Annotated in this window: 13 protein-coding genes and 3 tRNA genes; 5 read left to right on the top strand and 11 right to left on the bottom strand. The window is 73.9% G+C overall.

The genetic code is table 11. The features are described 5' to 3' along the window. Positions 1-88 precede the first annotated feature (88 nt). Entirely contained in the window at positions 89-727 is a 639-nt protein-coding gene (gene leuD / locus ACH436_RS00420) for a 3-isopropylmalate dehydratase small subunit (protein ID WP_430558208.1), read from the bottom strand. A gap of 28 nt (positions 728-755) precedes the next feature. Continuing rightward, positions 756-2,231: a 3-isopropylmalate dehydratase large subunit gene (leuC, locus tag ACH436_RS00415; protein ID WP_430558207.1), complete on the bottom strand. Its 1,476-nt coding sequence runs from the start codon at positions 2,229-2,231 to the stop codon at positions 756-758. A 166-nt stretch (positions 2,232-2,397) separates the two neighbouring features. Here leuC and ACH436_RS00410 point away from each other — a divergent pair, with 166 nt between their 5' ends. From ACH436_RS00410 to ACH436_RS00400, 3 genes are all read left to right on the top strand, one after another. After that, a complete protein-coding gene (locus ACH436_RS00410) occupies positions 2,398-3,117 on the top strand; it encodes an IclR family transcriptional regulator (RefSeq protein ID WP_079574616.1) in 720 nt (239 codons plus the stop codon). 143 nt (positions 3,118-3,260) lie between these two features. Continuing rightward, positions 3,261-3,428 (top strand): hypothetical protein, encoded by a 168-nt coding sequence (locus ACH436_RS00405; RefSeq protein ID WP_176168850.1) that lies wholly within the window; start codon positions 3,261-3,263, stop codon positions 3,426-3,428. A gap of 14 nt (positions 3,429-3,442) precedes the next feature. Further along, positions 3,443-4,255 (top strand): PH domain-containing protein, encoded by an 813-nt coding sequence (locus ACH436_RS00400; protein ID WP_430558206.1) that lies wholly within the window; start codon positions 3,443-3,445, stop codon positions 4,253-4,255. A gap of 125 nt (positions 4,256-4,380) precedes the next feature. On the opposite strand, the gene ACH436_RS00395 is transcribed toward ACH436_RS00400, so the two are convergent. The 3 genes from ACH436_RS00395 to ACH436_RS00385 form a co-directional block, all read right to left on the bottom strand. Continuing rightward, positions 4,381-4,453: transfer RNA gene (locus tag ACH436_RS00395), tRNA-Glu, on the bottom strand. 62 nt (positions 4,454-4,515) lie between these two features. Next, positions 4,516-4,588, bottom strand: a tRNA-Glu gene (locus ACH436_RS00390). A gap of 78 nt (positions 4,589-4,666) precedes the next feature. After that, positions 4,667-4,738 (bottom strand) — tRNA-Gln (locus ACH436_RS00385). A 152-nt stretch (positions 4,739-4,890) separates the two neighbouring features. Between ACH436_RS00385 and ACH436_RS00380 the strand changes: the two genes are divergently transcribed. Further along, positions 4,891-5,700 carry a class I SAM-dependent methyltransferase gene (locus ACH436_RS00380; protein WP_430558205.1) on the top strand — a complete coding sequence of 270 codons (810 nt, stop codon included), beginning with the start codon at positions 4,891-4,893 and terminating at the stop codon, positions 5,698-5,700. A gap of 30 nt (positions 5,701-5,730) precedes the next feature. Here the strand turns inward: ACH436_RS00380 and ACH436_RS00375 are convergent, their stop codons facing one another. Then, complete coding sequence (locus ACH436_RS00375; protein WP_430558204.1) at positions 5,731-6,639, bottom strand: LysR family transcriptional regulator; 909 nt, start codon at positions 6,637-6,639, stop codon at positions 5,731-5,733. 69 nt (positions 6,640-6,708) lie between these two features. Here ACH436_RS00375 and ACH436_RS00370 point away from each other — a divergent pair, with 69 nt between their 5' ends. Further along, on the top strand, positions 6,709-7,902 hold the full coding sequence (locus ACH436_RS00370) for a YeiH family protein (protein WP_430558203.1): 1,194 nt from the start codon (positions 6,709-6,711) through the stop codon (positions 7,900-7,902). A 20-nt stretch (positions 7,903-7,922) separates the two neighbouring features. Here the strand turns inward: ACH436_RS00370 and ACH436_RS00365 are convergent, their stop codons facing one another. From ACH436_RS00365 to ACH436_RS00345, 5 genes are all read right to left on the bottom strand, one after another. Beyond that, on the bottom strand, positions 7,923-8,663 hold the full coding sequence (locus ACH436_RS00365; RefSeq protein ID WP_430558202.1) for an HAD family hydrolase: 741 nt from the start codon (positions 8,661-8,663) through the stop codon (positions 7,923-7,925). Continuing rightward, positions 8,660-10,120, bottom strand: a complete 1,461-nt coding sequence (gene gltX, locus ACH436_RS00360) for a glutamate--tRNA ligase (RefSeq protein WP_430558201.1) — start codon at positions 10,118-10,120, stop codon at positions 8,660-8,662. Before gltX ends, ACH436_RS00365 begins: the two co-directional genes overlap by 4 nt. A gap of 45 nt (positions 10,121-10,165) precedes the next feature. Further along, positions 10,166-10,732, bottom strand: a complete 567-nt coding sequence (locus ACH436_RS00355; protein ID WP_430558200.1) for an NUDIX hydrolase — start codon at positions 10,730-10,732, stop codon at positions 10,166-10,168. Position 10,733: 1 nt separating this feature from the next. Next, positions 10,734-11,516, bottom strand: a complete 783-nt coding sequence (locus ACH436_RS00350; protein WP_430558199.1) for a fumarylacetoacetate hydrolase family protein — start codon at positions 11,514-11,516, stop codon at positions 10,734-10,736. Between the two features lie 94 nt (positions 11,517-11,610). Then, positions 11,611-12,522 carry a methyltransferase domain-containing protein gene (locus ACH436_RS00345; RefSeq protein WP_430558198.1) on the bottom strand — a complete coding sequence of 304 codons (912 nt, stop codon included), beginning with the start codon at positions 12,520-12,522 and terminating at the stop codon, positions 11,611-11,613. Positions 12,523-12,534 lie beyond the last annotated feature (12 nt).

Genomic DNA, 12,534 nt, shown 5'->3' with positions numbered 1-12,534 from the left:
CGACCGGAGACGCATCGAGCGTGCTGACTTGTTCCTCAAACGGTGTGTTTGAGGAACACGTCAGCACGCTCGTTGCGGCGGACCGGGGTCAGCCGACGGGGCGGGCCGGCTCGATCGGGACGCTCGGCAGGTGCTTGGCCGGCAGCGTCTTGGGCCGCCAGGCCGCGCGCTCCGCCTCGAAGGCCGCGATCTCGCCCTCGTGCTGCAGTGTGAGGCCGATGTCGTCGAGGCCCTCCATGAGGCGCCAGCGCGTGTAGTCGTCAATCTGGAACGGCACGGTGACGTCGTCGGCGTGCGCGGTGCGGGCCTCGAGGTCCACGGTCACCTCGGTGCCGGGCTTGGTCTCGAGGATCTTCCAGAGGATCTCGATGTCCTCCTGCGCGACGACGCCCGCCACGAGGCCCTGCTTGCCCGAGTTGCCGCGGAAGATGTCCGCGAACCGGGGCGCGAGCACCACGCGGAAGCCGTAGTCCTTGAGCGCCCAGACGGCGTGCTCGCGGGACGAGCCGGTGCCGAAGTCAGGGCCGGCGACCAGCACGGAGCCGGCCTTGTAGGCGTCCTGGTTGAGCACGAACGACGGGTCGCCGCGCCAGGCCGCGAACAGCGCGTCCTCGAAGCCCGTGCGGGTCACGCGCTTGAGGTAGACGGCGGGGATGATCTGGTCGGTGTCGACGTTGCTGCGGCGCAGCGGCACCCCGACGCCGGTGTGGGTCGTGAACTTCTCCATGGGGGGTTCTCCTCGAAATGCGGGGTGCTCAGACGAACGACGGCGCGGACAGCGGCGCCAGCGGGCTGCCGTCGAACGTCGTGAGGTCGACGTCGCCGTCGAACTCGAGGTCGGCGACCGACGACAGCGTGCCCCGGATGGCGGTGGCCGCGGCGACCAGCGGCGACACGAGGTGGGTGCGCCCGCCCTTGCCCTGGCGCCCCTCGAAGTTGCGGTTCGACGTCGACGCCGCCCGCTCGCCCGGGGCGAGCTGGTCGGGGTTCATGCCGAGGCACATCGAGCAGCCGGCGTTGCGCCACTCGGCGCCGAACTCCTTGAAGATCACGTCCAGGCCCTCGGCCTCGGCCTGCAGGCGCACGCGTGCCGACGCGGGCACGACGAGCACGCGCACGTCGTCGGCCTTGTGCCGGCCCTGGAGCACCTTGGCCACGGACCGCAGGTCCTCGATGCGGCCGTTGGTGCAGGAGCCGATGAACACGGTGTCGACCTTGACGTCGCGCAGCGGCATGCCGGCGTCCAGGCCCATGTACTCGAGGGCACGCTCGGCGGCGACGCGCTCGTTGGCGTCGGCGATCTCGGCCGGCACTGGCACGGACGCCGACAGGGGCAGGCCCTGGCCGGGGTTGGTGCCCCAGGTGACGAACGGCTCGAGGTCCGCCGCCTCCAGCACGACCTCGGCGTCGAACTCCGCGTCGTCGTCGCTGCGCAGCGTCTTCCAGTACTCGACGGCGGCATCCCAGTCCTCGCCCTCGGGGGCGTGCGGGCGGCCCTGGAGGTAGTCGAACGTGGTCTGGTCGGGCGCGATCATGCCGGCGCGGGCGCCCGCCTCGATGGACATGTTGCAGATGGTCATCCGCGCCTCCATCGAGAGCTTGCGGATGGCCTCGCCGCGGTACTCGAGCACGTAGCCCTGGCCGCCGCCGGTGCCGATCTTGGCGATGATCGCCAGGATGATGTCCTTGCTGGTGGCACCCGGGGGCAGCTCGCCGTTCACCGTGATGGCCATCGTCTTGAACGGGGCCAGCGGCAGGGTCTGGGTGGCGAGGACGTGCTCCACCTCGGAGGTGCCGATGCCGAAGGCCAGCGCGCCGAACGCGCCGTGCGTCGAGGTGTGCGAGTCGCCGCAGACCACGGTCAGGCCGGGCATCGTCAGGCCGAGCTGCGGGCCCACCTGGTGGACGATGCCCTGGTCGGCGTCGCCCAGCGAGTGGATGCGGACGCCGAACTCACGCGCGTTGTTGCGCAGCGTGTCGATCTGCGTGCGGCTGGTGAGGTCCGCGATCGGCAGGTCGATGTCGAGCGTCGGGGTGTTGTGGTCCTCGGTCGCGATCGTGAGATCGGGACGGCGGACGGGACGCCCGGCGAGGCGCAGCCCCTCGAACGCCTGGGGGCTCGTCACCTCGTGCACGAGGTGCAGGTCGATGTAGAGGAGGTCCGGCGCCCCGTCGCTGCCACGACGCACCAGGTGCGCCTCCCAGACCTTCTCCGCCAGCGTGCCGGCCATCATGTGCTCCTCGTCCGCCGCGTCCCCGCGGCCGTCGTGCGTGTGCTGTGAACTCGGTGGATACCGCCGGTCGGAACCCGCCGGGCTCGTACCGTGAGACGGTCCCGTCCCGTGAGATGCGGTCCTCGACTTGCAATCTCAGTGACTGAGACGTCAATATCGTCCTATGGACGATACTAGCGGAGTCGGCGTACTCGACAAGGCCGCGTCCGTGCTGGGCGCTCTGGAGGCTGGTCCCGCCACCCTCGCGCAGCTGGTCTCCTCGACCGGCCTCGCCCGCCCCACGGCGCACCGCCTCGCCGTCGCCCTCGAGCACCACCGTCTCGTGGGCCGCGACATGCAGGGCCGGTTCGTGCTCGGACCGCGCCTCAACGAGCTCGCGACGGCGGCCGGCGAGGACCGGCTGCTCGCCGCGGCCAACCCCGTGCTCACGGCGCTGCGCGACCACACGGGCGAGAGCGCCCAGCTCTACCGGCGCCAGGGCGACCACCGCGTGTGCGTGGCCGCCGCCGAGCGCCCGGTCGGCCTGCGCGACTCGATCCCCGTGGGCGCCACGCTCACGATGCACGCGGGCTCCGCGGCCCAGATCCTCCTCGCGTGGGAGGAGCCGGACCGTCTGCACCGCGGCCTGCGCGAGGCCGTGTTCACCGCGACCATCCTGTCCGGCGTCCGACGCCGCGGGTGGGCGCAGTCGGTCTCCGAGCGCGAGCTCGGCGTCGCGTCCGTCTCCGCGCCCGTGCGCGGGCCGTCGGGCCGCGTCGTGGCGTCCGTGTCCGTCTCCGGCCCGGTCGAGCGCCTGACCCGCCAGCCCGGGCGCCTGCACTCCGCCGCCGTCGTCTCCGCCGCCAACCGTCTCACCGAGGTGCTGCGCCGCGCCGGCGAGTGACCCACGACCGACCCCGCCGGGCCCGGCCCGCCGCCACTCCGCGCGGCGCGCCGGGCCCGGTGCTGTCGGGTCCCCGCCCAGGTCAGTACGCTCCTGGCTGATGGGGCAGCCCTGCCCCGAGACCCGAGAGGCGTGAGGACCTGATGCCCGCGAAGGCCAAGACCCTGCTGATCTGGATCGTCGTGATCTTCCTGATCTACGCGATCGTGAGCAGCCCTGACCGTGCGGCGAACATCGTCACGGCGATCTGGGACTTCATCACCAACGCGTTCTCCAGCTTCGGGCAGTTCTTCGCGAACCTGACCGACTGACGACGGCCCCACCCGTGACGACCGACGAGAGGCGCCAGCGGGAGGCCGTGCGCACGCACGCGCACCTGCGCCGGTACGTGCTGCCGAACGAGCGGGTCATCGTCGCGACGCGGCACCACTGGGCGCTGCTCCTGGAGCCCATCGCGACGACTGCCGCCGCCTTCCTGCTCATCGGCACCATCGTCATGTCGACGCCGGTCGGCGTCCGCGACACCGTGCAGTGGCTGTGGGTCGCGTGGTTCGTCGTCGCGGGGCGCCTCGCCTGGAAGTGGCTCGAGTGGCGCTACGAGTGGTTCGTCGCCACGGACAAGCGGCTGCTGCTGCTGTACGGGCTCGTGGTGCACAAGGTGGCGATGATGCCGCTGAAGAAGGTCACCGACATGGGGTACTCGCGCAGCCCCACGGGCCAGGTCCTCGGGTACGGGCGGTTCGACATGGAGTCCGCCGGCCAGGACCAGGCGCTCCGCACGATCCGGTACGTCCCGCAGCCCGACGCCACCTACCGCACCCTGTGCGACACCCTCTTCACGCCCGGCGGCCCGCCGCGCGACGACGAGGACGACGCCCCGTCGGGCGGCGGGCAGCGCCCGCCGGACGGCGCCCCCGTACCGGTGCCCGGCGGCCCGACGATCGTCCCGGGCCGCGGGTCGTCGGAGGGCCCGCGGCCCACCACGCAGCCGATCGCCGTCCCGCCGTCGAGCCCCGCACCTCGCCCGCCCGAGGCCCAGCCCAGCGACGGGGCGCACCCGGTCTCGTGGAAGCCCACCGGGGCGAGCTACGACCCCCCGCGCAGCGACGGCGCGATCGTGCCCGACCCGTTTCTCTGAGGAGGACGCCCCGGCCGGGCGTCGGCGCCGTGCGCCGCCATCCCCCGCCAGGTCGTCGTCGACCCCGGGAACGACGAAGGCCCGGTCCGCCTGGACCGGGCCTTGCCTGTGAGATGCCTGCTGTGTACCCCCAGCGGGATTTGAACCCGCGTTACCGCCGTGAGAGGGCGGCGTCCTAGGCCGCTAGACGATGGGGGCCTGGAACTGTCCGGGCCGTGAGGCCGGACCGTGCGACCGTCCGCCGAGACGGACGACCTGCGTACCCCCAGCGGGATTTGAACCCGCGTTACCGCCGTGAGAGGGCGGCGTCCTAGGCCGCTAGACGATGGGGGCCTATGACTCGTCGGCCCCGAGGGACCGCCGTGCCGAGCACACTCTACACACCGCCGGAGCGGGGAGAAGAGCGTTGCGCTGGGGTACCAGGACTCGAACCTAGACTAAGTGGACCAGAACCACTCGTGCTGCCAATTACACCATACCCCAATGGATCGAACCTTCCGGGCAAATCCGACACTGTCGGAGCGCCTTCGTCAGGCCCAACGTCGGAAAACATTACCGGACGGGTGGCCGTCGGCCAAAACGCGCACGAGGTGCCGTACGTCACGCCCGGGCGTCACCCGTGGCAGGCTCTCGACATGACCTCCCGGACTCCCCCACCGCCCGCACCCGCGCCCCGGCCCGGCGAGCAGGACCCGCACGACCACGCCGAGCGCGCGGCGTCGTTCGACCGGGACGCGGACGTGTACGCCCAGGTCAGGCCCACGTACCCCCGCGAGGCGCTGGAGTGGCTGCTGCCCGACGGTGCACGACAGGTCCTCGACCTCGCCGCCGGGACCGGCAAGCTCACCGCGGGCGCCGTCGGGCTCCTCGGCGACGGCGCCGACGTGGTGGCCGTCGACCCCTCGGCCGCCATGCTCGCCGAGCTGTCCGCCCGCCTGCCGGGCGTCGCCACCCACCGGGGCACGGCCGAGCACATCCCGCTCCCGGACGCGTCCGTCGACGCCGTCCTCGTGGGGCAGGCCTGGCACTGGTTCGACGCCGAGGCCGCCGTGACGGAGATCGCCCGCGTCCTGCGGCCGGGCGGCACGCTCGGCGTCGTCTGGAACGACCGCGACACCGACGTCGACTGGGTCGCGCGCTTCGGCGAGATCCTCCACCGGGGCGACCACCTCGAGCCCGTCGAGGGGCACCAGCCCCTGATGGAGCTCGGCGACCGGTTCACGGCCGTGGAGGCCGGCACGTTCCGCTGGGCCGACCGGCTCCCTACCGGAGCGCTGCGCACGCTGGCGGGGACCCGCAGCTACCTCCTGACGCTGCCCGACGACGAGCGCGCCGCCCGGCTGGCCGAGGTCGACGCGCTGGTGCGGACGCACCCCGACCTGGCCGGACGCGCCGAGCTCGACCTGCCGTACGTCACCTCCGCCTACCGGGCCCACCGGCGCTGAGCCCCGGCGCCCAGGGCGCGCGGGCGACCGTCAGCGCGCCCCGGCGACGGCCGCGAGCCGCCTGGCGGGCGCGGACAGCGACGCGCCGTCGCGCCACACCACGCGCAGCCGCCGGGAGAGGTCGAGCTGCGCGATCGGCACGGTCACCAGGTGACCGGCCGCGACGTCGTCCGCCACGGTGAGCGCGGACAGCACGGTCGCGCCCTCCCCGTGCCGGACGGCGGACTTCACGGCCGCCGTCGAGCCCAGGGCCGTGACGTGGGTCGGCAGCCGCACCCCCGCCTGGCCCAGCGCGTCCTCGAGGACGTCCCGGGTGCCCGAGCCGGCCTCGCGCAGCACGAGGTGCCCCGCCACGAGCCCCGCGGGGCTGACGGACCGTCGTCGTGCCCACGGGTGCGCGGGCGCGACGACGGCCACGAGCTCGTCGTGCGCGACCGTGCGCGAGCGCAGGCCGCGGCGCACGGTCGGGCTCTCCACGAAGCCGAGCTCGGCGGCGCCGTCGAGCACGAGCTCCATGACCTCGCGGGAGTTGCGCACGACGAGCTCGACGTCGGGGGCCGCACCGGACCGCTCCCGCTCCCCACGCCCGAACTCGGCGAGCCAGCGCGGCGCCAGGTACTCGGCGATGGTGAGGCTCGCGGCCACGCGCAGCCCGGGGACGGGGGCAGACCGCAGGGCGGCGGCCGCCGCCTCGAAGCGGTCGGTCGCGTCGACGACGTCCCGCGCCGCCTCCGCCACCTGACGCCCGGCAGCGGTGAGCGCCGTGCCGCGCGGCCCGCGGGCCAGCAGCTCGAGGCCCAGCCGCCGCTCCAGCCGGTGCAGGCCGGCGGACGCCGTGGGCTGGGACACGCCGGCGGCCCGCGCGGCGGCGCTGATCGAGCCGTGGGCGTCGAGGGCCACCAGCAGCTCCAGGGCGGCCAGCGGAGGACGTTCTGCCATAGCGTCAGTCTATGGATCGATCGGCACCTGGCGCTTCCGGGCCGCCGCGCGGGCCGCGAGCCTGGTCAGGTGCCCACCGCCCCACCCACCACCTCCTCCACCGCCCCGACGGCCGAGCCCGCCCCTGCGCCGCGCCGGCCCCTGCGCGACTCCTCGCACCTCGTGCCGGGCCTCGCGCTGGCCGCCGTGGCGACGGTGGTCCTGCTCGGCGCCAGCCGGCTGCTCGCCCCGGTGACGCACGGCGCGCTGTCCCCCCTGGTCCTGGCCCTGGTGGTGGGTGCGGTCGTCGGTTCCGTGCTGGGCCGGTACGTCCCGCGAGGCGGCCGCGCCGCGCGCTTCGCCACGCGGGTCGCGCCGGGCACCGACCGGGTGGCGCGCACCGTGCTGCGGGCCGGCGTCGTGCTGCTCGGGCTCCAGCTCTCGGTGCCCGACGTGCTCGCGCTGGGCTGGCGCGGGATCGCCGTCGTGGTGATCACCGTGACGTGCACGTTCGCGGCTGTCCTCGGCCTCGGGCGGCTGTTGCGGGTGCCCCGCACGACCTCGCTGCTGGTCGCCACCGGGTTCTCCATCTGCGGCGCCGCGGCGGTCTCGGCGATGACGAGCGTGCTGGAGCGCGACCCGCGCACGGGCGCCGCGGCCCCGGCCCGCCTGCGCGACGACGTGGCCGCGGCGCTCGCCCTCGTGACCGTCTACGGCACGGTCGCGGTCTTCGCCCTGCCGGCGCTGGCCGGCGCCATCGGGCTCACCGACCACCAGGCGGGGCTCTGGATCGGCGCGAGCGTGCAGGAGGTCGCCCAGGTGGTCGCCGCCGCGGGCACCGTCTCGGCCGCCGCGCTGGCCACGGCCACCGTCACCAAGCTCGCCCGGGTGGTGCTGCTCGCGCCCCTGGTGGCCGGCGTCGGCGCGCTGCACTCCCGACGGGCGGCGCTCGCCGCGACGCCCGGGCACGACGGCCCCGCCCTCGACGCCGAGGGCTCGGCGCGGGCCGGGCGCGGGGCGCGCGCCCCCCTGGTCCCCGGCTTCGTGCTCGGCTTCCTCGGCGCGGTGCTCCTGCGCAGCACGGGCCTGCTGCCCGACGCCGTCACCGACACCGCCCAGCAGCTCACGACGATCCTGTTCGTCGCCGCGATGTTCGCGCTCGGCACCGGCGTCGACGTCCCGCGCCTGGCGCGCACCGCCCGCCGTCCGCTCGTGCTCGGCGCGCTGGGCGCCGTCGTCGTCAGCGGGGTCGGCCTGGCCGCCGTCCTGCTGCTCGCCCCCTGAGTTGTCAGGAGGGGCGCGGGTCAGAGGCCGAGGGCGGCGGGCAGGTCGACGAGGCCGGGCAGCACGACGATGCCGTCCGCGCGCAGGGCGTCCGCGTCGACGTGCTGCTCATCGTCGCGCCGCGCCCCGGGCCGATCGAGCCAGACGCCGACCAGTCCGGCGTCGTGCGCCGCACGGGCGTCGGTCGTGGGCTCGTCGCCCACGTAGGCGGTGCGCGCGACGTCGGTGCCCAGGCGCCGGGCCCCCTCGACGAAGACGTCCGGGTGCGGCTTGCCGTACCCCAGCGTGTCCACGCCCACGAGCACGGCGAGGCCGTCGAGGCCCGCGGCGCGCAGCTTGCGCTCCTGCAGCTCCACGTACGCGTTCGTCACGACGCCGACCGCGACGCCGGCCGCACGCAGCGCGTCGAGGGCAGCCGCGGCATCGTCGAACGCGGCCCACGACCGCTCGAACGTGCCCCAGAACAGGGCGTCCCAGTCGGCGAACGTGTCCTGCGTGACCGGTTCGCCGCCGAACGTGCGGTGCAGCAGGTCGGCGCGCAGCCGCCGCTGCGTGAGCGCGTCCGTCTCCCCACGCGTGAAGCGCTTGTAGTAGCCGCCGGGGTCGGTGCGCCAGTGCGCCAGCAGCTCGGGGTACCGGTCGGCCGGCACGTGCGGCAGGTACTCGACGGCGACCGCGGTCAGCGCCTGGGCGAACCCGCCCTTGGTGTCGACGAGCGTGTCGTCGACGTCGAGCAGGACCCCGTCGACGCGCGCCGTCACGCGGTGGCGCCGTCGGCCGTGGCCTCCGCCTCGCGGGCGAGCCGCGCGAGGGCGGCGTCGACCCGTGCGAGGGTCCGCTCGCGCCCGAGCACCTCGAGCGACTCGAACAGCGGCAGGCCGACGGTGCGGCCGGTGACGGCCACGCGCACGGGCGCCTGCGCCTTGCCGAGCTTGAGGCCGTGGCTCTCCCCCACCGCGGCGACGGTGTCCTTGAGCGGCTCCGCCTCCCACGTCGCGAGGTCCGCGAGCGCCGTACGCGCGTCGGCGAGCAGCTCCGCCGCCCCGGCCTTCATGGCCTTGGCCCACGACCGCTCGTCGTCGGCCGGCTCGTCGAGGAAGAGGAAGTCGACGTTGTCGGTGATGTCGGCCAGCAGCGCGACACGCGACTGCGCGAGCGGGGCCACCTTGGCGAACGCAGCGGCGTCGTACTGCTCCTCGGTCCACGGCGCCTTCGGGGCGTGCAGCCACGGGTCGACGGCGGCCACGAAGTCCTCGACCGACATCGCGCGGATGTACTCGCCGTTGAACGACAGCAGCTTCTTGACGTCGAAGAACGCCGACGCGCTGTTGACGTCCTCGATGCGGAACCGGGAGACCAGCTCGTCGAACGGCAGGATCTCCTCGTCGTTGCCGGGCGCCCAGCCGAGCAGCATGAGGTAGTTCACCATCGCGTCGGGCAGGTACCCCTCGGCGAGGTAGTCCTCGAGCGCGACCTTGTCGCGGCGCTTGGAGAGCTTCTGGCGCTTCTCGTTGACGATCACCGGCAGGTGCGCCCACGTGGGCGGCTGCGCGCCGAGCGCCTCCCACAGCAGCTGCTGCTTGGGCGTGTTGGGCAGGTGCTCCTCGCCGCGGATGACGTGCGTGATGCCCTCGTCGAGGTCGTCGACGACGTTCGCGAGCAGGAAGACGGGCGACCCGTCCCCGCGCGCGACGACGAAGTCCTCCATGGCGGAGTTCGGGAAGGTCGGGTTGCCGCGGATGAGGTCGACGACCTGCGTCTCGCCCTCGTCGGGGGTGCGGAAGCGCAGCGCGCGCCCCGGCGCGTAGTCCAGGCCACGCTCGCGGCAGAAGCCGTCGTAGCCCGACTGCGGGTTGCCGGTGCGGGCGGCGACGTCGTCGCGGGTGCAGTCGCAGTAGTACGCGCGCCCTGCCTCGTGCAGCCGGGCGGAGGCCTCGCGGTGCTTCTCGACGTTCTGCGACTGGAAGTACGGGCCCTCGAACGTCGGGTCCTCGGCGTGCATGCCGAGCGCCGCGAGGGCGTTGAGGATGCCGTCCACCCACTCGGGCTTGTTGCGCGCGGCGTCGGTGTCCTCGACGCGCAGCACGAACGTGCCGCCCTGGTGCTTGGCCACCGCCCAGTTGAACAGTGCCGAGCGGGCGCCGCCCACGTGGAACATGCCCGTCGGCGACGGGGCGAAGCGGACACGGACGTCGGAGGAGCCTGCAGCGGGGATCACGGGACAAGCGTAGTTGGCCGTCCGCGGACCGCCGCACGGTCGGCGTCAGCCGGCCCGCACCCGCGCGACGGCCAGCGCCACGGTCTCGGCGAGGTCCGGGTTCGGCAGGTCGTCGACCGGCCACCACCGCACGTCGAGGGACTCGTCGCTCACGGCGTGCCGGGCGCCCTCGGGCGCGACGGCCACGAACCGCACGTCCAGGTGGTGCGCGTCGCCGCCGGGCCCGCAGAACGGCACGGCGTGCTCGTCCAGGTGCACGGGCACGGGGTCGAGCACGACCTCGAGCCCGGACTCCTCGACCGCCTCGCGCCGGGCGGCGCCGACCAGTGTTTCGTCGGCGGGCTCGACGTGCCCGCCGAGCTGGAACCAGCGGCCCGCCTTCGCGTGCAAGGTCAGCAGCACGCGCGAGGCGTCGGGCGACAGCACCACCGTGGACGCCGTGACGTGGTCCGGGCGGCAGGAGCGCAGCACGCCGTCCGGGTGGGCGTCGAGGTGCGCGACGAACCTGTCGCGCAGCGCTCGCTGCCCGTCGTCGGCCGCGGGCATGCGCGCCAGCACCTCGCGGGCGTCGGCGTGCAGGCCGGCGACGGCGGGGAGGTCGGTCGCGGTCACCTCAGTCGCGCCGGAACACGGGGTTGGCGAGGACGCCGATCCCCTCGACCTCGCACTCCACGCGGTCGCCGTGGTCGATGCGGCCCACCCCTGCCGGCGTCCCGGTGAGGATGACGTCGCCGGGGAGGAGGGTCATCGCCTTGCTGATGTACGACACGAGGAACGGCACGTCGAAGACCATGTCGGCGGTGCGGCCGTCCTGCTTGAGCTCGCCGTTCACGCGGGAGCGCACGGCGACGTCCTCGGGGTTCAGGTCGGTGTCGATCCACGGGCCCAGCGGGCAGGACGTGTCGAAGCCCTTCGCCCGGGCCCACTGGCCGTCGGTGCGCTGCGCGTCCCGCGCGGTGACGTCGTTCGCGACCGTGTAGCCGAGGATGTACGACCGCACGTTCTCCGGCTCCACGTCCTTGGTGACCTTGGAGATGACGACGGCGAGCTCGGCCTCGTAGCTGACCTCGCGCGTGAACTCCGGCAGCACCACCGGGTCGTCCGGGCCGACGACGGCGGTGTTGGGCTTGAAGAACAGCAGCGGCGTGGCCGGGACCTCGCCGCCCATCTCCTTCGCGTGGTCGGCGTAGTTCTTGCCGACGGCGACCACCTTGGAGCGGGGGATCACCGGGGCGAGCAGCCGGACGCCGTCGCCCAGCTCGATGCGCTCCCCGGTCGGCATCGCCGGCATGTACAGGGGGTCGCCGCCGAGGACGGCGAGGAACGTCTTGTCGCCCTCCTGCTGGACGAGGGCGAAGCGGGGGTCGTCTCCGGTGGTGAATCTCGCGATGCGCACGCGCCCAGGTTACGCGGGGCGCGTGCGCCGCACAGTCAACGGCACAGTGAACGGCACCATCGACGGCACAGTCAACGGCGCCGTCGACGGCACGTCAGGCGCGGGCGAGCACCTCGCCGTGCAGGATGGCGAACCAGCCGTCGGGCGCCTGCGCCCACGCCTGCCAGTCCTGCGCGATCTGCTCGAGGGCGACGTCGTCGGCGAGGCCCGACTCCTTGGCCTGCACCGCGAAGTTGGACTCCACGCAGCGCTCCGCCCACAGCTCGCCCCACCACTGGCGGTCGGTGGGGGTGGCGTAGCACCACGACGACGCGGAGGGCACGATGCCGTCCAGGCCGGCGTCCTGCACCCACGACATGAGCCGGCGGCCTGCGTCGGGCTCGAACCCGTACGCGTGCGTGACCTCGTGGTACAGCTCGTTCCACTCCGTCAGGCCAGGGGTCTCGGGGTACCAGGCCATGCCCGCGTAGTCGGCGTCGCGCACCGCGACGAGGCCGCCCGGCCTCGCGACGCGCTTCATCTCGCGCAGCGCCGCGACCGGGTCGGACAGGTGCTGCAGCAGCTGGTGCGCGTAGACGACGTCGAACGAGTCGTCGTCGAACGGCAGCTCGTAGGCGTTGGCCTGCTCGAAGCGGACGTTCGCGTACCCGAGGGCCGCGGCGTGCTCGCGCGCCGCCTCGAGCACCTTGGGGCTCGCGTCCACGCCTACGACCTCGCCGCCGGCGAGGATGCGCCCGAGGTCGGCGGTCACCGTGCCGGGGCCGCAGCCGACGTCGAGCAGGGACATGTCGTCGCGCAGGTGCGGCAGCAGGAAGCCGGCCGAGTTCTGGGCGGTGCGGCTGCGGTGCGAGCGCAGCACCGACTCGTGGTGGCCGTGCGTGTACGACTCGGACTCCTTGCTGGGCACCGTGTGGTGGGTGCTGGGTGCCTCGATCGCGTCGTTGAGGTCGGCACCGGCGGGTTCGGGGGCGCCCTGGGGTGCGGGCTCCGCGCTGAGGTCACTCATGCTCCTACCGTA

The sequence above is a fragment of the Isoptericola sp. NPDC019693 genome, from assembly GCF_044389085.1.
In the GTDB taxonomy this organism is placed as follows: domain Bacteria; phylum Actinomycetota; class Actinomycetes; order Actinomycetales; family Cellulomonadaceae; genus Isoptericola.
This window is presented reverse-complemented; position numbering and strand designations above follow the sequence as displayed.

Bases quoted from the DNA above. Each gene is read 5' to 3' on its own strand.
- leuD (WP_430558208.1), bottom strand. From the start codon at position 727: ATGGAGAAGTTCACGACCCACACCGGCGTCGGGGTGCCGCTGCGCCGC.
- leuC (WP_430558207.1), bottom strand. From the start codon at position 2,231: ATGGCCGGCACGCTGGCGGAGAAGGTCTGGGAGGCGCACCTGGTGCGT.
- ACH436_RS00410 (WP_079574616.1), top strand. From the start codon at position 2,398: ATGGACGATACTAGCGGAGTCGGCGTACTCGACAAGGCCGCGTCCGTG.
- ACH436_RS00405 (WP_176168850.1), top strand. From the start codon at position 3,261: ATGCCCGCGAAGGCCAAGACCCTGCTGATCTGGATCGTCGTGATCTTC.
- ACH436_RS00380 (WP_430558205.1), top strand. From the start codon at position 4,891: ATGACCTCCCGGACTCCCCCACCGCCCGCACCCGCGCCCCGGCCCGGC.
- ACH436_RS00375 (WP_430558204.1), bottom strand. From the start codon at position 6,639: ATGGCAGAACGTCCTCCGCTGGCCGCCCTGGAGCTGCTGGTGGCCCTC.
- ACH436_RS00345 (WP_430558198.1), bottom strand. From the start codon at position 12,522: ATGAGTGACCTCAGCGCGGAGCCCGCACCCCAGGGCGCCCCCGAACCC.